At 69.5% G+C, this 20,543-nt stretch carries 19 protein-coding genes and 1 pseudogene; 11 read left to right on the forward strand and 9 right to left on the reverse strand.

Annotated features, from left to right (window positions below; translation table 11 throughout):
* From AC6LKG_RS13980 to AC6LKG_RS13990, 3 genes and pseudogenes are all read right to left on the reverse strand, one after another.
* Positions 1-175: pseudogene (locus AC6LKG_RS13980) on the reverse strand (Zn-dependent hydrolase); the annotation flags it as partial.
* A 26-nt stretch (positions 176-201) separates the two neighbouring features.
* A complete protein-coding gene (locus tag AC6LKG_RS13985) occupies positions 202-1,596 on the reverse strand; it encodes an MATE family efflux transporter (RefSeq protein ID WP_498165193.1) in 1,395 nt (464 codons plus the stop codon).
* A 116-nt stretch (positions 1,597-1,712) separates the two neighbouring features.
* On the reverse strand, positions 1,713-2,504 hold the full coding sequence (locus tag AC6LKG_RS13990; protein WP_498165195.1) for an enoyl-CoA hydratase/isomerase family protein: 792 nt from the start codon (positions 2,502-2,504) through the stop codon (positions 1,713-1,715).
* 135 nt (positions 2,505-2,639) lie between these two features.
* Here AC6LKG_RS13990 and AC6LKG_RS13995 point away from each other — a divergent pair, with 135 nt between their 5' ends.
* Positions 2,640-3,551: an SDR family oxidoreductase gene (locus AC6LKG_RS13995; RefSeq protein WP_498165196.1), complete on the forward strand. Its 912-nt coding sequence runs from the start codon at positions 2,640-2,642 to the stop codon at positions 3,549-3,551.
* Here the strand turns inward: AC6LKG_RS13995 and AC6LKG_RS14000 are convergent.
* On the reverse strand, positions 3,515-4,240 hold the full coding sequence (locus AC6LKG_RS14000) for a TetR/AcrR family transcriptional regulator (RefSeq protein ID WP_049074811.1): 726 nt from the start codon (positions 4,238-4,240) through the stop codon (positions 3,515-3,517). The genes AC6LKG_RS13995 and AC6LKG_RS14000 overlap by 37 nt on opposite strands.
* 132 nt (positions 4,241-4,372) lie before the next feature.
* Here AC6LKG_RS14000 and AC6LKG_RS14005 point away from each other — a divergent pair, with 132 nt between their 5' ends.
* The 10 genes from AC6LKG_RS14005 to AC6LKG_RS14050 all read left to right on the forward strand — a co-directional run bounded on the left by AC6LKG_RS14005 (position 4,373) and on the right by AC6LKG_RS14050 (position 15,205).
* Positions 4,373-5,995: an acyl-CoA synthetase gene (locus AC6LKG_RS14005; protein WP_498165198.1), complete on the forward strand. Its 1,623-nt coding sequence runs from the start codon at positions 4,373-4,375 to the stop codon at positions 5,993-5,995.
* Between the two features lie 166 nt (positions 5,996-6,161).
* Positions 6,162-8,018 (forward strand): phosphoenolpyruvate carboxykinase (GTP), encoded by a 1,857-nt coding sequence (locus tag AC6LKG_RS14010; RefSeq protein ID WP_498165199.1) that lies wholly within the window; start codon positions 6,162-6,164, stop codon positions 8,016-8,018.
* Between the two features lie 69 nt (positions 8,019-8,087).
* Complete coding sequence (locus AC6LKG_RS14015; protein WP_498165201.1) at positions 8,088-8,717, forward strand: class I SAM-dependent DNA methyltransferase; 630 nt, start codon at positions 8,088-8,090, stop codon at positions 8,715-8,717.
* A 381-nt stretch (positions 8,718-9,098) separates the two neighbouring features.
* On the forward strand, positions 9,099-9,887 hold the full coding sequence (locus AC6LKG_RS14020; RefSeq protein WP_498165203.1) for an SDR family oxidoreductase: 789 nt from the start codon (positions 9,099-9,101) through the stop codon (positions 9,885-9,887).
* A gap of 68 nt (positions 9,888-9,955) precedes the next feature.
* A complete protein-coding gene (locus tag AC6LKG_RS14025; RefSeq protein ID WP_498165205.1) occupies positions 9,956-11,197 on the forward strand; it encodes a styrene monooxygenase/indole monooxygenase family protein in 1,242 nt (413 codons plus the stop codon).
* Positions 11,197-11,700, forward strand: a complete 504-nt coding sequence (locus AC6LKG_RS14030; RefSeq protein WP_498165206.1) for a flavin reductase family protein — start codon at positions 11,197-11,199, stop codon at positions 11,698-11,700. Before AC6LKG_RS14025 ends, AC6LKG_RS14030 begins: the two co-directional genes overlap by 1 nt.
* Positions 11,700-13,328, forward strand: a complete 1,629-nt coding sequence (locus AC6LKG_RS14035; RefSeq protein WP_498165286.1) for a phytoene desaturase family protein — start codon at positions 11,700-11,702, stop codon at positions 13,326-13,328. The genes AC6LKG_RS14030 and AC6LKG_RS14035 overlap by 1 nt, the downstream gene beginning before the upstream one ends.
* On the forward strand, positions 13,325-14,224 hold the full coding sequence (locus AC6LKG_RS14040) for a SphA family protein (protein WP_498165208.1): 900 nt from the start codon (positions 13,325-13,327) through the stop codon (positions 14,222-14,224). Before AC6LKG_RS14035 ends, AC6LKG_RS14040 begins: the two co-directional genes overlap by 4 nt.
* A 171-nt stretch (positions 14,225-14,395) precedes the next feature.
* Positions 14,396-14,770, forward strand: coding sequence for a glutaredoxin family protein (locus AC6LKG_RS14045; protein WP_498165210.1), 375 nt, complete (start codon positions 14,396-14,398; stop codon positions 14,768-14,770).
* A 12-nt stretch (positions 14,771-14,782) separates the two neighbouring features.
* Complete coding sequence (locus AC6LKG_RS14050) at positions 14,783-15,205, forward strand: hypothetical protein (protein WP_498165212.1); 423 nt, start codon at positions 14,783-14,785, stop codon at positions 15,203-15,205.
* An 87-nt stretch (positions 15,206-15,292) separates the two neighbouring features.
* Here AC6LKG_RS14050 and AC6LKG_RS14055 read toward each other — a convergent pair whose 3' ends face one another.
* The 5 genes from AC6LKG_RS14055 to AC6LKG_RS14075 all read right to left on the reverse strand — a co-directional run bounded on the left by AC6LKG_RS14055 (position 15,293) and on the right by AC6LKG_RS14075 (position 20,465).
* A complete protein-coding gene (locus tag AC6LKG_RS14055) occupies positions 15,293-16,360 on the reverse strand; it encodes an AraC family transcriptional regulator (protein WP_498165214.1) in 1,068 nt (355 codons plus the stop codon).
* A 300-nt stretch (positions 16,361-16,660) separates the two neighbouring features.
* A complete protein-coding gene (locus AC6LKG_RS14060; RefSeq protein ID WP_498165215.1) occupies positions 16,661-17,650 on the reverse strand; it encodes a Bug family tripartite tricarboxylate transporter substrate binding protein in 990 nt (329 codons plus the stop codon).
* Between the two features lie 74 nt (positions 17,651-17,724).
* Complete coding sequence (locus AC6LKG_RS14065) at positions 17,725-18,768, reverse strand: hydroxyacid dehydrogenase (RefSeq protein ID WP_498165216.1); 1,044 nt, start codon at positions 18,766-18,768, stop codon at positions 17,725-17,727.
* Complete coding sequence (locus AC6LKG_RS14070; protein WP_498165217.1) at positions 18,765-19,433, reverse strand: RraA family protein; 669 nt, start codon at positions 19,431-19,433, stop codon at positions 18,765-18,767. Before AC6LKG_RS14070 ends, AC6LKG_RS14065 begins: the two co-directional genes overlap by 4 nt.
* Positions 19,434-19,565: 132 nt before the next feature.
* The gene (locus AC6LKG_RS14075) at positions 19,566-20,465 is read right to left on the reverse strand and encodes a LysR family transcriptional regulator (RefSeq protein ID WP_498165218.1); all 900 of its coding nucleotides are present in this window, start codon (positions 20,463-20,465) and stop codon (positions 19,566-19,568) included.
* Between the last annotated feature and the right edge of the window lie 78 nt (positions 20,466-20,543).

Consider the following 20,543-nt stretch of genomic DNA (forward strand, 5'->3'; position numbering starts at 1 on the left):
CCAGGCCGGCGGCCTCGAACTCACCGCGCAGCCAGTCGCGCGCTTGCAGGAACAGCGGCGAGAAGGCGCGGCGGGTCCAGGGTTGGTCGGGCAGGGTGTAGCGCGACAGGGTCTCGACGCGCGACCACAGGCGCTCGGCGTTCAACGGGGGAAAAACGGGCAAGGCGGTGGGCATGGAGGTTCCAGAAAATGCATCGGCGATTATGGCATGTGGGACACGCGCCGCCCCACCAGCCCCAGTGGCGCGCGGCGCGTCCAGCGCTGCATCATCAGCACCGCCACCACCGCCAGGCCGATGGCCAGCCCGCTCCAGATGCCGACGCCGCGCCAGCCGGCCCGGAACGCCAGCCAGGCCCCGCACGGCAAACCCACGCCCCAATAGCCGATGGCCGCGTAGATCATCGGCACGCGCGTGTCGTGCAGGCCACGCAGCATGCCCGCGCCCAGCACCTGCGCGCCGTCGACGATCTGGAACACCGCCGCCACCGCCAGGTAGCTGACCGCGAAGGCCAGCACCTTGGCGTTGGCCGGGTCGTGCACGTCCATGAATACCGACACCAGCGCGTACGGCACGGTCAGCATCAGGGCCGCGGCGATCACCATCGAGCCGATGCCCAGGCCGAAAGCGCTCCAGCCGGCGCGCGTCACGCCCACGCCGTCGCCCGCGCCCTGGGCGTAGCCGACCCGCACCGTGGCCGCCTGCGCCACGCCGTAGGGAATCATGAAGGTCACGCTGGCGATCTGGATGGCGATGGCATGCGCCGCCAGTTCGGCCTCGCCCAGCCAGCCGATGAGGAAAGCGGCGGCGTTGAAGATGGTGACCTCGAAGGCGGTTGCGACGGCGATCGGCAGGCCCAGTTTCCAGAAGGCGCGCAAGCGCTGCCAATCGGGTTGCAGCAGGTCGCCGAACAAGCGGTAGCGGCGAAAGCGCCGGTCACGCAGCACCACCACGACCATGCCCACGAACAGCGACAGGCTGGCCAGGGCGCTGGCCACGCCCGCGCCGATCAAACCCATGGCGGGAAAGCCGAGATTGCCGAACACCAGCACCCAATTGCCGAACACATTGAATAGGATCGCGCCCACCGCCACGATGAAGGCCCAGCGCGGCTGCTGCAGCGCGGCCACGAACGAGCGCAGCACCAGGAAACCCAGGAACGGCGGCATGGCCCACAGCAGCGCGCGCAGGTACTGGCCGGCCGGCGCGGCCAGCTCGGGCGGCTGGCGCAGCAACAGCAGGATGTGTTCGCCGAACCACAGCGCCAGGCAGCCCGGCACCGAGATCAGCAGCGCGCTCCAGAACCCCTGGCGCACCGTGCGGCGCACTTCCCGCACCGAGTTGCGGCGCGCGCCCTCGGCACGCGCCGCCATGGGCGCGGTGGCGCTGACCAGGCCGAGTGCGAAGAAAGCAATCGCCGAATACAGGTTGGCGCCCAGCGCGCTGGCCGCCAGCGCTTGCGAGCCCAGGTGGCCGATGAACATCACATCGGTCACCGTCATCGCGATCTGCGCCAGGTTGGTCAGCACCAGCGGCAGGCTCAGCAGCAGGGTGGCGACGATTTCACGTTTCCAGGCGGCGCGGCGTAGGGCGGGCATGCGGCTTCTCTTGTGGACGAAGTCCGCATCTTAAACGTCGTTCCGGGTTAACCCGGATATCCCCCTGGCCTGGGCGGGGCATCTTGCTTGCCGTGTTCGCGCCGCCGCAGCTTGCGTCAGGACGCGCGCCAGGCCGGCGGGCGCTTTTCCAGGAATGCGCTGACACCTTCCCGCGCTTCATCCGAGGCACGCACCGCCGCGATGCGTTCGACCGAATCGGCCACCAGCGCGTCGTCCAGCGGCCGGCTGGCAAAGTCGCGCACCAGCCGCTTGCTGGCCTGCACCGCCTGCGGGCCGTTGTCGCACAGCGCGCGGCAGACGGCGTCGGCTTCGTCCTGCAGCCGCGCCAGCGGCACCACGCCATGCAGCAGCCCCATGCGGTACGCGGCCGCGGCGTCGAAGCGTTCGGCGGTCAGGAAGTAACGATTGGCGGCGCGTTCGCCCATGGCGCGGATCACGTAGGGGCTGATGGTGGCCGGCAGCAGGCCCAGGCGCGTTTCCGACAGGCAGAACTGGGCGTGATCGGCGGCGATGGCGACGTCGCAGGCCGCCACCAGGCCCATGCCGCCCGCATAGGCGTCGCCGTTGACCGCCGCCACCACGGGTTTGGGGCAGGACCAGATGGCGCGCAGCATCCGCGCCAGGCGGTCGGCGTCGGCGCGATTGTCGGCGTCGGTCAGCGTGGCCATCCTGCGCATCCAGTTCAGGTCGCCGCCCGCGCAGAACGCCTTGCCCGCGCCGGTCAGCAGCAGCACCCGCACGGCCGGGTCGTCCGCCGCCTCGCGCACCGCCGTCGTCAGCGCCGCGATCAGCGTCTCGTCGAAGGCATTGCGCATGTCCGGGCGGTTCAGCGTCAGGCGGGCGACGGGGCCGTCGCGGTCCACCAGCAGCGGGGTCGGCGTGCTCATGCGGGTCTCCGAATTATTGATAAAAGCTCAATTAATATCCTGAATCGACGCATTGTTTCCATAGGGTTATACGCCTACATGGCGTGCTTTTCGTCAAGTAATTGAGTTATCCTCAAAAAAACAATGGAGCGAGACATGAACCCATCCCCCGACGGCGCCGCCGCGGCGGCGCGCTACGCGTCGGTGTTCCGGCCGGGCCTGTTCGACGGCAAGACCGTCATGGTCACCGGCGGCGGCAGCGGCCTGGGGCGCTGCACCGCGCACGAGCTGGCCTCGCTCGGCGCGCGCCTGGCGCTGGTGGGCCGCAAGCCGGAAAAACTGCAGGCCGCGCGCGATGAACTGGCGCGCATCTATCCCGAGGCCGCCGGCCACATCACGCTGCACGCCTGCGACATCCGCGACGAAACCGGCGTGCGCGGCGCGGTGGCCGACGCGCTGGCCGCGCATGGCGCCATCGACGGCCTGTTCAACTGCGCCGGCGGCCAGTTTCCGGCGCCGCTGGAGCAGATCAGCTTCAATGGCTGGAACGCGGTGGTGCATAACAACCTGCACGGCACCTTCCTGATGGCGCGCGAGGTCTACACCCAGCACATGCGCCAGCACGGCGGCGCCATCGTCAACATGCTGGCCGACATCTGGGGCGGCATGCCCGGCATGGGGCATTCCGGCGCGGCCCGCGCCGGCGTCTGGAACCTGACCGAAACGGCGGCCTGCGAATGGGCCCACGCCGGTGTGCGCGTGAACGCGGTGGCGCCGGGCTGGATCGCCTCCAGCGGCATGGACAGCTACGACGAGGACTACCGCGCGGTGTTGCGCGGGCTGGCCGCCAAGGTGCCGCTGCAGCGCTTCGGTACCGAGGCCGAGCTGGCGGCGGCGGTGGTGTTCCTGCTGTCGCCGGCGGCGGCCTTCATCAACGGCAGCGTCATCCGCGTCGATGGCGGCGTGCCCAACGCGCGCCATTCCTGGACGCTGGCGCCGGCCGCGCGCGGCGAGACCTACGACGGTTTTCCTCAGTACGCGCCGCCGTCCTTGTTCTCGGCGGACTGAAGCCGATGCAGGGCGTCTTGCACCTCGCCCCGGAATCGCGCCAGCGCCAGCGCGTCGCGGCGCGGCGGCTGCAGCGCCTGCCACAGGAAGTCGACCAGCTGGTCGGCGGTGGCCGCCACGTCGACCCGCGTGCCGCGCAGGATGGCGTCCCACAGCACGTGTTCCATCGGGCCATAAATGGCCGAGCGCAGCAGGCGCAGCGGCATGTCCTGGCGGATGTGGCCGTCGGCCTGGCCTTGCGCCAGGATGCGCATCAACGGCGCGGTGTAGCGCCGCTGCAGGCCGGCGTAGATCTCGCCGAAATCGTCATTACGGGCCCGGCCTTCGGACAGGATGAAGGCGCACAGCCCGGTGCCCTCGGCCAGCAGGTGGCGCAGGTGTGCATGCACCAGGTAGTGCAGTTGCGCCCGCGCGCCCTGCACGTGCGGCAGGTAGTCCTCGACCTTGGCGATGATCTCGTCGTACCAGTCGCTGATGACGCGCACGCACAGCTCGCGCTTGCCGCCGAAGTAGGTGAAAACCGTGCCTTCGGACACGCCCAGCCGCTGCGCGATCTCGGTGGTGGTGGCGGCCTGGAAGCCGGCCTCGGAAAACACCTGCCGCGCGACCCGCAGGATGTCCCGTATCCGTTGCTCGGACTTGGCGCTGGCCGGCGGGCGGCGCATCGGGACGGCGGCGGTTTTTTCCATGGGGGCGGCGGGGCGATGGGAAGTGACCAGGGCTTACTATCATAACGACCCGCGGCGCCGCGCCTCAAAGCCCCCGCCATGAATACAAAAGAACAGCGAACACAAGAACCGCGACACGGAGACCCGAGCATCATGCTGTCCAGAACCGAAACCTACGCGCAGTTGGCGTCTTCCTTCCAATGGCGCGTGCCGGCGGCCTACAACATCGGCGTGGATGCCTGCGACAAGTGGGCCGACGGCAGCGGCCGCCTGGCGCTGATCCACGAGAAAAGCGACGGCAGCCAGACGCGCTACAGCTTCGACGACATCAAGGCGCGCGCCAACCAGTTGGCCAACGCGCTGCGGCGCCAGGGCGTGCGGCGCGGCGACCGGGTGGCGGTGTACCTGCCGCAGGCGCCCGAGACCGCCGTGACCCACATCGCCGTGTACAAGCTGGGCGCGGTGGCGGTGCCGCTGTTCACCTTGTTCGGGGTCGACGCGATCCAGTACCGACTGGCCGACAGCGGCGCCGCCGCGCTGGTCACCGACGCCGAGGGCTGCCGCCGCCTGCGCGAGATCCGCGCCACGCTGCCGGCCCTGCGAACGGTCTATTGCATCGACGGCCCGGGCGAGGGCGGGGCGCTGCCGTTTCACGCGTCGCTCGACGCCGAATCCGCGCAGTTCGAAGCCGAACCCACGGCGGCCGACGACCCGGCCGTCATCATCTACACGTCGGGCACCACCGGCAAGCCCAAGGGCGCGCTGCACGCCCACCGCGTGCTGCTGGGCCACCTGCCGGGCGTGGAGATGTCGCACGAATTCTTTCCCGAGCACGCCACGCTGATGTGGACGCCGGCCGACTGGGCCTGGATCGGCGGCCTGCTGGACGTGCTGCTGCCGGCCTGGCACCACGGCGTGCCGGTGCTGGCGCGGCGCTTCGAGAAATTCGACGGCGCCGCGGCCTTCGACCTGATGGCGCGCCATGGCGTCACCCACACCTTCCTGCCGCCCACCGCGCTCAAGATGATGCGCGGCGTGGACAGCCCGCCGGCGCCGGGCGCGCTGGCGCTGCGCTCGGTGGCCAGCGGCGGCGAATCGCTCGGCGCCGAGCTGATCGACTGGGGCCGCCGGGTGCTGGGCGTGACCATCAACGAGTTCTACGGCCAGACCGAATGCAACATGCTGGTGTCGTCGTGCTCGTCGCTGTTCGCGCCGCGCATCGGCAGCATCGGCCGCGCCGCGCCCGGCCACCGGGTCGCCATCGTGGATGAACAGGGCGCCGAAATGGCCGATGGTCAGGAGGGCAACATCGGCGTATTGCGGCCCGACCCGGTGATGTTCCTGGGCTACTGGAACAACCCGCAGGCCACCGCCGAGAAATTCGCCGGCGATTACCTGCTGACCGGCGACATGGGCGTGCGCGACGCCGATGGCTTCATCCGCTTCGTCGGCCGCAACGACGACGTCATCACCAGCGCCGGCTACCGCATCGGCCCCGGGCCGATCGAGGACTGCCTGCTGGGCCACCCGGCGGTGCGCATGGCCGCCGTGGTGGGCGTGCCCGACGCCGAGCGCACCGAGGTGGTGATGGCCTACGTGGTGCTGCACGATGGCGTGGCCGGCGACGACGCGCTGGTCAAGGCCCTGCAGGCACACGTACGCAACCGCCTGGCGGCCCATGAATACCCGCGCCGCATCCGCTTTGTAACGAGTTTGCCGACCACCGCCACCGGCAAGATCATCCGCCGTTCCCTGCGCGACGGCAGCTATGCCTGAGTCCTGGCGGCGCGGCGAAAACCGGGTGACAAACCCGGTGACAAACTCGTCCGTTTGGTCGGGTTGACGGCCTGCCCGGCGCTGCAAGTATGATGGCGCAAACATGTATACGGCCCCAGTCAAACGGGGCCGTATCGCCATCAGCCTTAGTATGGAGATAACCCTGATGAATAAGCCCTTGGACGGGGGCCTGGCGGCCTTGAACGTACCCGCGTACGTCAAGCACCGCGGCCTGATCGACTGGGTCGCCAGCGTCGTGGCGCTGGCCAAGCCGGACCGCGTCGAATGGTGCGATGGTTCGCAGGAGGAATACGACCGCCTCTGCGAACAGATGGTCCAGGCCGGCACCATGCGCCGGCTCAACCCGGCCAAGCGGCCCAATTCCTTCCTGGCCTGTTCCGACCCGTCGGACGTGGCGCGCGTCGAGGACCGCACCTTCATCTGCTCCGACCGCGCCGAGGATGCCGGCCCGACCAACAACTGGGCCGACCCGGCCGAGATGCGCGCCACCCTCAACGGCCTGTTCGACGGCGCTATGCGCGGCCGCACGCTGTACGTGGTGCCGTTCTCGATGGGTCCGCTGGGTTCGGACATCGCCCACATCGGCGTCGAACTGTCCGACAGCCCCTACGTCGTGGTCAACATGCGCATCATGACGCGCATGGGCAAGCAGGTCTACGACGTGCTCGGCGCAGACGGCGACTTCGTGCCCTGCGTGCACTCGGTCGGCAAGCCGCTGGCCGCCGGCGAGGCCGACGTGGCCTGGCCCTGCAACGCCACCAAGTACATCGTGCACTTCCCCAAGAGCCGCGAGATCTGGAGCTTCGGCTCGGGCTACGGCGGCAACGCGCTGCTGGGCAAGAAGTGCTTCGCGCTGCGCATCGCCTCCACCATGGGCCGCGACCAGGGCTGGCTGGCCGAACACATGCTGATCCTGGGCGTGACCTCGCCCAAGGGCCGCAAGTACCACGTCGCCGCCGCCTTCCCGTCGGCCTGCGGCAAGACCAACTTCGCCATGCTGATCCCGCCGCAGGGCATGGACGGCTGGAAGGTCACCACCATCGGCGACGACATCGCCTGGATCAAGCCCGGTGCCGACGGCCGCCTGCATGCCATCAACCCCGAGGCCGGCTATTTCGGCGTGGCCCCGGGCACCAGCGAACAGACCAACTTCAACGCCATGGCCACGCTCAAGGCCAACGTCATCTTCACCAACGTCGCCCTGACCGACGACGGCGACGTCTGGTGGGAAGGCATGACCGACACGCCGCCGGCGCACCTGATCGACTGGCAGGGGCAGGACTGGACGCCCGCCATCGCCCGCGAAACCGGCCGCAAGGCCGCCCACCCCAACGCGCGCTTCACCGCCCCGGCGGCGCAGTGCCCGTCGATCGACCCCGAATGGGAAAACCCGCAGGGCGTGGTGATCGACGCCTTCATCTTCGGCGGCCGCCGCTCCACCACCGTGCCGCTGGTGACCGAGGCGCGCAACTGGGTCGAAGGCGTCTACATGGCCGCCACCATGGGCTCGGAAACCACCGCCGCCGCCGTCGGCCAGCAGGGCGTGGTGCGGCGCGATCCGTTCGCCATGCTGCCGTTCTGCGGCTACAACATGAGCGACTACTTCACGCACTGGCTCAAGCTGGGCAAGCAGCTCGAAGCCGCCGGCGCCACGCTGCCGCGCATCTACTGCGTCAACTGGTTCCGCAAGGGCCCCGACGGCAAGTTCGTCTGGCCCGGCTTCGGCGAGAACATGCGCGTGCTGCGCTGGATGCTGGGCCGCATCGACGGCCAGGCCGGCGGCGTCGACCAGGTGTTCGGCATCTCGCCCAGCTACCAGGACATCGACTGGACCGGCCTGGAATTCAGCCCCGACAAGTTCGAACAGGTCATGTCGGTCGACGACGGCGCCTGGCGCGACGAACTGGCGCTGCACGACGAGCTGTTCGGCCAGCTGGCCCAGGGCCTGCCCGACGACCTGCCCGCCGCCAAGGCCCGGATCGAAGGCCGTCTGGCCGCCTGAGCCGGCCGCGCCCGACCCCAAACCCGCGCAGGGTGACGTGCGCGGGTTTTTTTGCGGCACAATCGTTCCATGAAACTCGACGCCGAAGACCTCGCCAAGATCACCGAACTGACCCTGGCCCACTACGAAGAAAGCGCCCGGTCCTTCGAGGCCGGCACGCGCGACCACGACGTCAGCCAGAACATCGCCGCGCTGCTGCGCCATATCGACGGCGAGCCGCCCTACGACATCCTCGACCTCGGCTGCGGCCCCGGCCGCGACCTCAAGACCTTCGCCGCCCTTGGCCACCGCCCTGTCGGCCTGGACGGCACCCCCAGCTTCGTCGCCATGGCCCGCGCCGCCAGCGGCCGCGAAGTCTGGCACCAGGACTTCCTGCGCCTGCAACTGCCCACCGCCCGCTTCGACGGCATCTTCGCCAACGCCGTCCTGTTCCACGTCCCCACCCAGGAACTGCCCCGCGTCCTGCGCGACCTGCGCGCCACCCTCAAACCCGGCGGCGTCCTCTTCAGCTCCAACCCGCGCGGCGGCAATCAGGAAGGCTGGAACCGCGGCCGCTACGGCGCTTACCACGACCTGGCCGGCTGGCGCACCCTGCTGCAAGCCGCGGGCTTCGAAGAACTCGAACACTACTACCGCCCCGACGGCCTGCCATGCGAACAACAACCGTGGCTCGCCAGTGTGTGGAGAAGGGTGGACTGACCGCGCGACGCGATACACGCGTCACTTTCCGCTCCCCGCATCGGTGGAATGGCCAACCCCTCTCTATCTCCCAGCAAGTTGCGGAAGATGGATATGCATCGATCACCGGCGCGCAGCGCATTCGCCACCCCCTCAAACGCCTGCCCGAGGGGCGACCTACGAAGCACCTCCTCCCAAAGCCACAACTCCCCCCCGCTCGCATACATACGAAGCAAAAACCGGATACCCACCGCAGCCACCGGCCATCCCCCCCTGACGGCCATCAACCCGCCCCGCAATACCCGCACTCCCCGGATACCCACCGCCAAATCCGGCTACCCCCCAGCAAGCGCCCAGCCGCAACATCCGCCTCACGATCTCAGCAATCCAGGAGGCAAGCAAATGAAGGGACTGGTCCACAAAACCGCCATCGTCACCGGCGGCGCCACGCTGATCGGCGCCGGCGTCGTCGCCGCGCTGCGCGCCAACGGCGTGCGCGTCGCCATCTTCGACATCGACGCCGACGGCGCCGCCCGCGTCGCCGCCACCGACCCCGACGGCATCCGCGCCTGGCCGATCGACATCACCGACGACGCCCAGCTGGCCCGCGCCGTCGCCGAGGTCGCCGCCCACTTCGGCCGCATCGATTACCTCGTCAACCTCGCCGCCACCTACCTCGACGACGGCGCCGCCTCCGGCCGCGCCGACTGGCTGCGCGCCCTGGACATCAACGTCGTCAGCGCCGTCATGGCCGCCCGCGCCGTGCACCCGCACCTGGTGGCCGCCGGCGGCGGCGCCATCGTCAACTTCACCAGCATCTCGTCGCGCGTCGCGCAGACCGGCCGCTGGCTCTATCCGGTCTCCAAGGCCGCCTTGCTGCAGGTCACCCGCAGCCTGGCGATGGACTACGCCGGCGACCGCATCCGCGTCAATTCGGTCTCGCCCGGCTGGACCTGGTCGCGCGTGATGGACGAACTGACCCAGGGCAACCGCGCCAAGACCGACCGCGTCGCCGCCGACTTCCACCTGCTGGGCCGCGCCGGCGATCCGGCCGAGGTGGCCGAGGTGGTCGCCTTCCTGCTGTCGGACCACGCCAGCTTCGTCACCGGCGCCGACTACGCCGTCGACGGCGGCTATTCCGCCATGGGTCCCGAACAGGCCCGTCCCGCCATTCCGCGCCTGGCCGAATAAGGCCGGCCTCACCGCCCATCGGCCCGCCAGGAACCCGGCGGACCCGCACACCAAACAGGAGAAGCATCATGCGTCGAATCGCAATCGTCGGAGGCGGGCAGGCCGGCCTGCCGTTGGCCCTGGGCCTGCTGGACAAAGGCTACGAGGTAACCGTGGTCACCAACCGCGAGCCCGCTGACATCCGCCGCGGCAAGGTCATGTCCAGCCAGTGCATGTTCGATGCCTCGCTGCAGATCGAGCGCGACCTGGGCCTGAACCAGTGGGAAGCCGACTGTCCGCCGGTTGAAGGCATCGGCCTGGCCGTGCCGCATCCCGAGCGCCCCGGCCACAAACTGATCGACTGGGCCGCGCGCCTGGACCGCCCGGCGCAGGCCGTGGACCAGCGCATCAAGATGCCAGCCTGGATGGAATTGTTCGCCGCCCGCGGCGGCCGCCTGCTGATCCAGGATGGCGGCGTGGCCGAACTGGAACTGCTGGCCGCCTCGCACGACCTGGTGCTGCTGGCCGCCGGCAAGGGCGACGTGGTCAAGCTGTTCGAGCGCGACACCGCGCGCTCGCGCTTCGACAAGCCGCAGCGCGCGCTGGCCTTGACCTACGTGCACGGCATGCGCCCGGCGCCGGTGTTCTCGCGGGTCGCCTTCAACCTGATCCCCGGCGTCGGCGAGTACTTCGTGTTCCCCGCGCTCGCTGCCACCGGCCCCTGCGAAATCATGGTGTTCGAAGGCGTGCCGGGCGGCCCGATGGACTGCTGGCGCGATATCAAGACGCCGCAGGACCACCTGGCCAGGAGCCTGGACATCCTGCGCACCTTCCTTCCCTGGGAGGCCGAGCGCTGCGCGGCCGTCGAGTTGACCGACGCCAACGGCATCCTGGCCGGCAGCTTCGCGCCCACGGTGCGCAAGCCGGTCATGACCCTGCCGTCCGGCCGCCTGGTATTCGGCCTGGGCGACGCCGTGGTCACCAACGACCCCATCACCGGTCAGGGCTCGAACAATGCCACCAAGGCCTGCGCCGTCTACCTGGAGGCGATCCTGGCGCGCGGCGATCAGGCCTTCACGGCCGAGTGGATGCAGCAGACCTTCGAGCGCTTCTGGGACTACGCCAGCGCCGTGGTCGACTGGACCAACTCGATGCTGCTGCCGCCGCCGCCGCACCTGCTGCACCTGCTGCAGGCCGCCGGCGACGCGCCCGCGCTGGCCAGCGCCGTCGCCAACGGCTTCAACCATCCGCCCAACTTCTTCCCGTGGTGGACCGACGCCACCGCCTGCGAGGCCTTCATCGCCGCCAAATCCACCCGGGCGGCGGCGTGATGGCGGCCCTGGACTGGGGCAGCACCGACCTGCACCCCAAGGTCCTGCGCGGCGTGCTGGGCAGCTACCCGACCGGCGTGGCCATCGTCGCCACGCGCTGTCCGGACGGCCGCAAGGTCGGGCTGACCATCAACTCGTTCGCCTCGCTGTCGCTCGATCCGCCGCTGGTGTTGTGGAGCCTGGTGAACCGCTCGCCCAACCTGGTGGCGTTCCGCGACTGCGACCACTTCACCATCAGCGTGCTGGCCTGCGGCCAGGAGGCGCTGGCGCGGCGTTTCGCCGATCCGGCGGTGCCGGACAAGTTCGAAGGCGCCGAGCTGCACGAGGTGCCCGAGGGCGTGCCCGCCATCGCCGGCGCCGTGGCCACGCTGGTCTGCGCCAACGACCAGCAGAGCCCGGCCGGCGACCATCTGCTGTTGTTCGGCCGGGTGCTGCGCGTGGCCAGCGTGGCCGCCACGCCGCTGGTGTTCCACGCGGGGCGCTTCACGGCGCTGACCCTATGATGTCCTTATCTTCCGCCTCCGACGCCCAGATCATCGTGGTGGGCAGCGGCATGAATTCGCTGGTGTGCGCCGCGCTACTTGCGCAGCGCGGCAAATCGGTGCTGGTGCTGGAGCGCAACGACCGCCTGGGCGGCTGCATCCGCACCGAGGAACTGTTTCCCGGCTACCGTCACGATGTGCTGTCGAGCTGGTATCCGCTGTTCGTCGGCGGCCCCGCCTACGCCGCCCTCAAGCCGGCCCTGCGGGCGGCCGGCCTGGAATTCGTCCAGTGCGACTACACCACCGGCCTGGCGCTGCCCGACGGCAGCGGCATCGCGCTCAAGCAGGACGTTGCCGACAGCGCGCGGCGCCTGGACGCCTGGGCGCCCGGCGACGGCGCCGCGTTCGGCGCCATGGCGCAACGCCTGTTCGGCGAAGACGCGGCGCTGACCTTCGGCCTGCTGGGCCAGAACCCCTATGGCGCCGGCATGCTCAAGCTGCTGTTCGGCGAGTGGCGCCGGCGCGGCCTGGACGGGCTGATGGCGTTCGCCGCCGATTCGCTGGAGAGCTTTCGCCGCTGGTCCGAGCGCGAACTGCGGTCCGATGCGGCGCGCGCGCTGATCGCGCCCTGGGTGCTGCACACCGGCCTGGGCCCTGACGACGCCTGTTCGGCGCTGATCGGCAAGCTGACCTTCGCCGCGGTGGTGGCCGGCGGCATGCCGGTGGTCAAGGGCGGCAGCCAGGGCGTGGTGGACGCCCTGGCCAAGGTCATCGAGCAGCACGGCGGCCGGTTGCACACCGGCGCCGCCGTCGAGCGCATCCTGACGCATGGCGAAGGCCGTCGCCGCCGCGCCGTCGGCGTCATCGCGGCCGGCCGTGAATACCGCGCGAGCGAAGCCGTGGTCTGCAACGTCACGCCCGGCCAGTTGTACGGCGCGCTGCTGCCCGATGCGCCCGAGCCGGTGCGGCGCCGCGCCGCCGGCTACCGCCATGGCCGCGGCGGCATGCAGATCCATTTCGCGCTCGACGCGCCGCCCGACTGGCGCACGCCCGAACTGCGCCACGTGCCGCTGGTGCACCTGACCGAGAGCATGGAGCAGGTCTGCGCCTCGGTCACCGAGGCCAACAACGGCCTGTTGCCGGCGCGGCCGACGTTGGCCATCGGCCAGCCGGTCGCCGTCGATGCGTCGCGCGCGCCGGCCGGCGGCTGGATCCTGTGGGTGCAGATGCAGGAGCTGCCGGTGCGCGTCAAGGGCGATGCCGCCGGCCTGATCGACACGCCCGCCGACGGCCGCTGGACCCAGGCCCTGCGCGAAGCCGTCGCCGACCGGGTGCAGGCGCGGCTAGAGCCGGTCATGCCCGGCCTGGCGCAACGCATCGTCGGCCGCCGCAGCTACTCGCCGGCCGACCTGGAGGCGCTGAACTGCAACCTGGTGGGCGGCGATCCGTACGCGGGCATCTGTTCGCCCGACCAGTTCTTCTGGCTGCGCCCGTTCGCCGGCAGCCAGGGGGCGCGCGGCCACCGCACGCCGTTGCGCAACCTTTTCCACATCGGCGCCGCCACCCACCCGGGCCCCGGACTGGGCGGCGGCTCCGGTTATCTCGTCGCGCAACATCTCGCGCCCCGCGGGGGCAGGAGCGGAACATGAAGAGACACCTGACACGCCGGCTGGCTTGCGCCGCGGCATTGGCATTGGCGTTGGCTGGCGGCGTGGCGCAAGCCACCGAAGGCGGCGGCCTGGGCATCTATCCGGATGGCCTGGAGAACTTCATGTCGGGCGCGCTGCCGCCGCCCGGCGTGCACATGCTGGTCTACGGCGGCGGTGCGCGCTACGACAAGCTGCGCGGCAACGATGGCGAGCGCCTGCCGGTGCCGGACTTCAAGGTCGACGTCAACGTGCTGGCCCCGCGCCTGATCTGGGTCACGCCGCAGCAGGTGCTGGGCGGCCAACTCGCTTTCCATGCCATCGCGCCGCTGCTGGACGTCACCTTCAAGGCCGGCGGCCAGCGTTACCGCAGCACCGGCCTGGGCGACATGACGCTGGGCGTGGCGCTGGGCTATCACCTGTCCGAATCGCTGCACTACGTGGTCGGCCTGGACATGTACGCGCCCACCGGCGAATACGACCGCAAGGACCCGTCCAGCCTGGGCAAGAACTACTGGACCGCCCAGCCCGTGTTCGCGCTCAGCCGTATCAGCCCGGACGGTTTCAACGCCGACCTGAAGCTGATGTACGACTTCAACTTCCGCAACGCCGCCACCGACACCCGCTCGGGCCAGGCCATCCACGCCGACTACGCGGTGGGTTGGGGCGTGGGCAAGGGCTGGGTTCTGGGCGTGGGCGGGCATGCCTTCCAGCAGGTCACCGACGACAAGGGGCCCAACAGCGCCGCCGGCCGCGCCCGTGCCTTCGGCATCGGCCCCTCGGTGCGCTACATGAACGACCGCGGCTGGCTGTTCACCGCCAAGTGGCAGCAGGAATTCCAGGTCAAGAACCGGCCGGAGGGCGCGCAGTTGTACGTCAAGCTGGCGATTCCATTCTAGGGCCCGGGCCGGGTTCCCTTCAGGGGACACAGGCCCTGGGGTAGCGCGCGGCACGCCGGCCCGGCGGCGGGTCCGCCGCGGGGAAGGGGGGCGAAGGCAAGGCGGGCGCCACCCGCCCGCCGCCGCGAATGGGCTAGACTCGAGGCCTCTCTTCGTTTCAAGTTGCCATCCATGATTGTCAAAACCTTGCGTGTCGGTTTGGGTCAACTGATTGTCCTGGGCGATGCGCTGACGCGTCCGCGCCCGCAGCAACGTTCGGCCCAGGGCCAGGCCGCCGTCGACCGCGAGGCGGCCGCGCTGTCGCTCTACCAGTTCCATGCCTGCCCGTTCTGCGTCAAGACGCGGCGCGCCATCCACCGCCTGAACGTGCCCGTTGCGCTGCGCGATGCCAAGCGGGATCCGCAGGCGCGCGCCGAATTGCAGGCCGGCGGCGGCAAAGTCAAGGTGCCGTGCCTGCGCATCGAGGAAGCGGGCGGCACGCGCTGGATGTACGAGTCCAGCGACATCATCGCCTATCTGGAACAACGCTACGCCAACGTGGCCTGACGCGGCGGCTCCATGACACGCCCCGCCCGCCTGGCTCTTCTCGCCCTGTGCGCGGCGGTGGTGCTGGCTGGTTGCGACTCGTCGCTGCCGCCGCCGCCCGCCGGGTCCAGGCTCACGGCGCAAACCCTGGCCACCCAGGAAACGCCACCCGAACTCCAGTTCAAGGGCGCCTTGGCGGGCAAGCCTGTCCACCTGCTCATGCACGAATGCAAGGTCTACAAGGTGGACCCGGCGGAAGGCGGCAATGTTGCCTGGACGCTGGTGCTGGAAGGTGATTTTTCCCTGTTGCCCACGCGCTGCGTGCGCCAGGAACTGACGGCGGGCAAGGGCTTCGTACAGGCCTTCATCGGCCGCCAGGCGTTCGGCGCCGGCGGCTGCTGCACCGGCACCCCGGAGTACCGCTCGACCGACGGGCTGACCTGGAAGCCGCGCTGAACGCATTCAGCGCGAGCGGCTGATCGTTTGCGCCGGGCCATCGCGCGGTAGCTGGAAAGCCAGGCGCGGCGCGTCGGCGTTGCCGCCTCAGCCGTGCCGGCGCACGCTCTGGCTGGGGCTTTCGCCGTAGCGCGCCTTGTAGCTGGCGCTGAAACGCCCCAGGTGCGCGAACCCCCAGCGCAGCGCCACCCCCGCGACGTTCTGGCATTCGCCCGACAGCAGCTCGGCGCGCGCCCGCTCCATGCGCAGGTCGCGCAGATAGTGCATGGGGCTGATCCCCAGGAATTCCTTGAAGCCGGCGTACAGGCTGCGCACGCTGACCCCGGCGATGCGCGCCAGTTGCTCGGCGCTGACCGGCTCGTGCGCATGCGCCTGCAGGTAATCCTGCACGCAGCGCACGTGGCGCGGCAGCACCGCGCCGCGGCGGCCCGCCGGCGTGGCGCTGTAGTTGTGGGGCAGGGTGGACAGCAGCGTCGCCGCCACCAGTTGCTCCATCTGGTGCACGATCAGCTTGTGCTGGGCCAGGTCGGCGTGCTGCGAGGAACAGTCCAGCAGATACGCCATCAGGCAGCGCCAGGCCGGGCACTCGCGCCAGCGGAACCCCAACTGGAAGCGCAGCGGCCGGTCCAGCGTACAGCCCAGGTGGCCCACCAGCGTGCGCTCCAGCAGCGAGCGGCCCACGCGCAACATGAACTGGTCGTTGTCGCCGGTCCAATGCATCGCCAGGTCGTCATCCGGGCTGACCACCGACGCCACGTCCGGCGTCGAATCCACCCGCTGCGGCCCGCTCTCGATCAGCGCGGTGCCCGACAGCGGCATCTGCACCAGGAAGAAGTCCTCCAGCGGTCCCGGCCGGATCTCGACATGCGCCCCGTAGCGCAGCCGGTTCAGCGACACCTCGCCCAGCGGCTGGTGATGCATGCGCGCGTTCAAGCGCTGCGTCGACCCGACCACGCCCAGGTGGTGCGGCCGCATCACCCGGCCCACCATGGCGCGCGCCTCGTCCAGGTCGCCCGAGGCGAACAATTGCTGCGCGGGTGTCGCCAGGATGGTGTCGATGCGCCACCCCGGGGCGCCAGCCATTGCCCCGCCGGGCGCGCGCGGTTCGGCGGCTTGCCATGATGTCTCGGCATCGGACTGCATCGTGTTCAGCATGGCCGGGATTCCTTGCTCAGGTCCTGATGTCCGGCGGGCAGCGGCCGCCGGTTCCCCTGGCGGCCACGTCCGCGGCGCGCCTTTATGATGGTCCTCATAGTAAAACGCCACGCCCGCGGCGGGACTGCTGGAAAACCCGTCCCGGCGGGCATGGGGCTATCCGTTTCTTGCGCTGGCTGTCCAGGGCGTGCGGGAAAACGTCCGGGGCCGGTCGCCCGTCAACGCTTGAGGCAGTTGGACACCGACTCGGTCTGCCGGCGGGCTGGCGCCGGAACCAGCCCGCGCGCGTCCTCGAACCGCCTACTTATCCAGCCACGGCGCTTCCTTCCAGAGCGCCTGGAATTCCGCTTCGCCGGCCGCCAGTTCCTTGGCGTACTCCGGCGGCGGCAGATAGCGCAGCGGGGCGAACATGTCCTTGGCCTTGGCCTGGAATTCCGGATCGTCCACCGTGCGCTTCACCGCGGAGACGAGCCTGGCGCGCACATCGTCGGGCAGGCCTTTGGGCGCGGCCAATCCTCGCAGCGACGCCAGCTCGAAATCGAAGCCCTGTTCCTTGAAGGTGGGCACGTCCGGCAGCGCGGCCGAACGCGTGTTGCCCATCTGTCCCAGCATGCGCAATGGGGTGCCGCCTTTCTGGTATTGCAGCGCTTCGCCCACGTTGATGGCGCCGATCGTGATCTCGCCGCTCGCCAGCGCGCCTCGCACTTCTCCCGCGCCCTTGTAGGGAATATGGCTGAGTTTGCTGCCAGACACGCGTTCGAAGCGAAGCATGGCCAGGTGGTCATCAGAGCCCGTGCCGGTGGTGCCCACGGTGACCTTGCCCGGGTTCTTCTTGGCATAGGCGGACAGGTCGGCCAGGGTCTTGATCGGGTTGTCGTTCAGCACGGAAAACGCGCCGGGGTCGTCGATCAGGTTGCCCAGCAGATCGAAGCTGCGCCAGGTGAAGCTGGTCTTGCGTTCAATGGGAATCGTCAGCAGGTTCGGCGTGTTGATGAAACCGATGGTGTAGCCGTCGGGCTGGGCGCGCGCCAGCTCCGCGAAACCAATTGCGCCACCCGCGCCGGGACGGTTCAGCACGACGATGCGGGCGTCGCCGCCCAGGTGTTTCTGCAGGAAGGGCGCCATCATGCGGGCCACCAGGTCGGTGCCGCCGCCCGGCCCGTAGGACACGATAAGATTGATCGGGCGCTCGGGATAGCCGGCGGCTTGTGCGCCTCCGGTGAACAGGGCGGTACCCGCGAGCAGGATGGCCAGCGCGCGCAGCGTCCGGCGTTTATTGTGTTTTTGCATGAGTTGTCTCCTTTGGGTTTTGGCGGAGGCCTGCGCCTGGCTTGTGGGCTCGGGCGGGCATCCATGCCGTGTTGTTATGCCAGGTTTGCGATGCGTTCGGCCGCCAGCGGCCAGACCTCCGGATTGACGAGTTGCGGTGGGCGTTCGCCGCGCAGCATCGCAACGAGCTGCGTGGCCGATGATCGGGCGACGTTGCGCCGGGCTTCGTGGGTCACGCCGGCGGTATGGAAGGTGGCAACCACGTTGGACAGGCCCAGCAGCGGGGCACCACGGTCGGGCGGCTCCTGTTCCCAGACGTCCAGCCCCGCGCCGCGCAGATGCCCGGCGCGCAGCGCGTCGTGCAGCGCCGTTTCGTCATGGATGCCGCCGCGCGCGGTCGAGATGAACACCGCATCGCGTTTCATGGCCGCGAAGGCCTTTGCGCCGAACAGGCCGCGCGTGGTGGCGTCCAACGGGCAATGCAGCGACACCACGTCGGACTGCGCCAGCAATTCGTCCAGCGACACCGGCTCGGCGCCGCGGTCGCGGATGGCGTCGGCGGACAGCAGCGGATCGTGGGCGATCACGCGCAGGCCGAAGCCGCGCGCAATGCGGGCGACGCTGGTGCCGATCTTGCCGATGCCGACCAGGCCGAGGACGAGGCCATGGATTTCATGGCCCATGAGGTCCTCGCGCGTGAAGCCGGTGTCGTGGCGCAGGCGTTGGTGCGATTCCGCCACGCGACGCTGCACGGCGAGCAGCAACGCATAGGTGTGCTCGGCCACGGACTCCGCGTTGCCGCCAGCCTGATTGACCACGGCGATGCCCGCCGCGGTGCAGGCCGCCACGTCGATCGTGTCGTAGCCGGCGCCGCCGGACGAGACACACACCAGGTCCGGGCATTGCGCGATCAGGTCGGCATTGACGAACCATTGCCGCGGCAGCTCGTCCTTGGCCGCGGAAACGTGATACGCATGGGCCGATTTCAGGCCGGCCAGCGTGCGGGCATCGTCGCCCCTTGCCCGCAGCACCGATAGCGAGATGCCGGGCGCGGCGCCGATGATCTCGTCGAACACCGGATTGAGCCAGAGATCCAGTCGGCAGAGCCGGGCGGTCTTGGGATGGGGCGCCGCGCTCACAGCACGCCTCGCGCCTTGAGCGTCGCGTCGACCCAGGCGCGCTCCAGCGTGCCGCTCGCGATGTCTTCCAGCACGCGCGCTTCCGCGGCGGCGATCGCGCGCACCCGCTCCGCGATGGCGGGCGCCTCGTCGGGGCGGATGGCCAGAAGCCCGTCGGCATCGCCCACCAGCAGGTCGCCGGGCATGACCACCATGCCGTCGATCGACACCGGCACGTTGATCGCGCCGGGACCGTCCTTGTACGGGCCGCGATGCGCGACACCGCGCGCATAGACCGGGAATTCGCCCGCGCCGATCGTTTCGCTGTCGCGGATGGCGCCGTCGATCACGAAGCCGGCCAGCCCGCGCCGGGCGGCCCAGCCCACCATGATCTCGCCGATGATGGCGTTGTTCATGTCGCCGCCGGCATCGACCACGATTACGTCGCCCGGCTCGGCGGCGTCGATCGCCTTGTGCACCATCAGGTTGTCGCCCGGCCGCGTGCGCACGGTGTAGGCGCGGCCCAGGATGCGGCGCGAGCGATGCATAGGACGCAGGGCCGAGGTGCCGGTCGCGCGGCTCATCGCGTCGCTGATGTTGGCCACGGCCAGCGCTTGATAGGCCGCGAGCGTTTCGCGGCTGGGGCCGGCAGGGCATTCCTGCAGGGTGAATCCGTGCTCCGACATGGCGCTTTGTCTCCTTGGATGAATGTCCGGGGGGACTCTACGCCGGGCTCATGGCGGTTTAAAGCGAATAATTTGATGTTGAAAACAACACTTTTTGGAAAGTGTCGCGCATGGCGGGCGGCTGGACAGCGATCAGATCATCCTGGCGGGCGCGTGGAAGTCCAGGCAGGCCTGCGCATGCAGGCGCAGGCTTTCCAGCATGGGCCGCGTGTCGTCGCGGCGCCATTGGAAGGTATAGGGCAGGGGGCGCAATGCCGGAAAGCGTGACAGCGGCCGCAGGTCGCCGCGCTGGATCAGGACACGGGCCCAGGCGGCGGGCAGGAAGCCCAGCCCCAACCCTTGCCGCAGCATGGCGGCGATGCCCGGCCAGCTATTGCAGCATTGATTGCGGCCCGGCGACACGCGCTGCTCGGTCAGCCAGTCGTCGAGAATGCGGATCGCGCCCGAGCTTTGCGGCAGGGTGATAAGCGTCAGGCCAGGCAGGTCGGCCGGTTCGAGCGCGGCCGCGTCCGGCACGGCCCGAGCCGAAACCACCCATTCGAAATCGGCGCTGCCGATCACCCGCGAGGCGAGCGCGGGGCGGGATGACGGGCCCGCGATCACGGCGAAATCGAGCTCGCCTTCCTCCAGCCCGCGCTCGACCAGCTCGCCCACGCCCACGAAGGGCTCGACCAGCAGGTTGGGGTGAGCCCGTTGAATCACTTCGATCAGCCCGGCCATCCACGTCATGGAGGTCAGCTCGCCGGCGCCGAAGCGGCAACGGCCCGAGTAGCTGAGGTTGTTGCTGGCCTGCTGCATGAACTGGTCGGCATTGCGCAGCAGGTCCTTGGCATGGGGCACCAGTTGTTCCCCCAGCGCGGTCAAGGTCGCGCTTCGGGCGCTGCGGCTGAACAACTCGGCGCCGATCGAGGATTCCAGCTCGCCGATCCGCTTGGACAACGACGACACCGAAATATTCAGGCGATTCGCGGCAATGGCAAAGTTCTTGCAGGTGGCGGCCCAGTAAAAGGCCTCGAGTTGCTTGAGTGTCATGGCGTTGTGTCGGGCTTGGCGAAAGAGAGCGGGTGAGGGTGAAGAAAAGTGTAATGAAGCGATTCGATAAAGTCACTT

The sequence above is a fragment of the Achromobacter sp. 46006 genome (genome assembly GCF_059761975.1).

Bases quoted from the DNA above. Each gene is read 5' to 3' on its own strand.
- AC6LKG_RS13985 (WP_498165193.1), bottom strand. From the start codon at position 1,596: ATGCCCGCCCTACGCCGCGCCGCCTGGAAACGTGAAATCGTCGCCACC.
- AC6LKG_RS13990 (WP_498165195.1), bottom strand. From the start codon at position 2,504: ATGAGCACGCCGACCCCGCTGCTGGTGGACCGCGACGGCCCCGTCGCC.
- AC6LKG_RS13995 (WP_498165196.1), top strand. From the start codon at position 2,640: ATGAACCCATCCCCCGACGGCGCCGCCGCGGCGGCGCGCTACGCGTCG.
- AC6LKG_RS14000 (WP_049074811.1), bottom strand. From the start codon at position 4,240: ATGGAAAAAACCGCCGCCGTCCCGATGCGCCGCCCGCCGGCCAGCGCC.
- AC6LKG_RS14005 (WP_498165198.1), top strand. From the start codon at position 4,373: ATGCTGTCCAGAACCGAAACCTACGCGCAGTTGGCGTCTTCCTTCCAA.
- AC6LKG_RS14010 (WP_498165199.1), top strand. From the start codon at position 6,162: ATGAATAAGCCCTTGGACGGGGGCCTGGCGGCCTTGAACGTACCCGCG.
- AC6LKG_RS14015 (WP_498165201.1), top strand. From the start codon at position 8,088: ATGAAACTCGACGCCGAAGACCTCGCCAAGATCACCGAACTGACCCTG.
- AC6LKG_RS14020 (WP_498165203.1), top strand. From the start codon at position 9,099: ATGAAGGGACTGGTCCACAAAACCGCCATCGTCACCGGCGGCGCCACG.
- AC6LKG_RS14025 (WP_498165205.1), top strand. From the start codon at position 9,956: ATGCGTCGAATCGCAATCGTCGGAGGCGGGCAGGCCGGCCTGCCGTTG.
- AC6LKG_RS14030 (WP_498165206.1), top strand. From the start codon at position 11,197: ATGGCGGCCCTGGACTGGGGCAGCACCGACCTGCACCCCAAGGTCCTG.
- AC6LKG_RS14035 (WP_498165286.1), top strand. From the start codon at position 11,700: ATGTCCTTATCTTCCGCCTCCGACGCCCAGATCATCGTGGTGGGCAGC.
- AC6LKG_RS14040 (WP_498165208.1), top strand. From the start codon at position 13,325: ATGAAGAGACACCTGACACGCCGGCTGGCTTGCGCCGCGGCATTGGCA.
- AC6LKG_RS14045 (WP_498165210.1), top strand. From the start codon at position 14,396: ATGATTGTCAAAACCTTGCGTGTCGGTTTGGGTCAACTGATTGTCCTG.
- AC6LKG_RS14050 (WP_498165212.1), top strand. From the start codon at position 14,783: ATGACACGCCCCGCCCGCCTGGCTCTTCTCGCCCTGTGCGCGGCGGTG.
- AC6LKG_RS14055 (WP_498165214.1), bottom strand. From the start codon at position 16,360: ATGCTGAACACGATGCAGTCCGATGCCGAGACATCATGGCAAGCCGCC.
- AC6LKG_RS14060 (WP_498165215.1), bottom strand. From the start codon at position 17,650: ATGCAAAAACACAATAAACGCCGGACGCTGCGCGCGCTGGCCATCCTG.
- AC6LKG_RS14070 (WP_498165217.1), bottom strand. From the start codon at position 19,433: ATGTCGGAGCACGGATTCACCCTGCAGGAATGCCCTGCCGGCCCCAGC.
- AC6LKG_RS14075 (WP_498165218.1), bottom strand. From the start codon at position 20,465: ATGACACTCAAGCAACTCGAGGCCTTTTACTGGGCCGCCACCTGCAAG.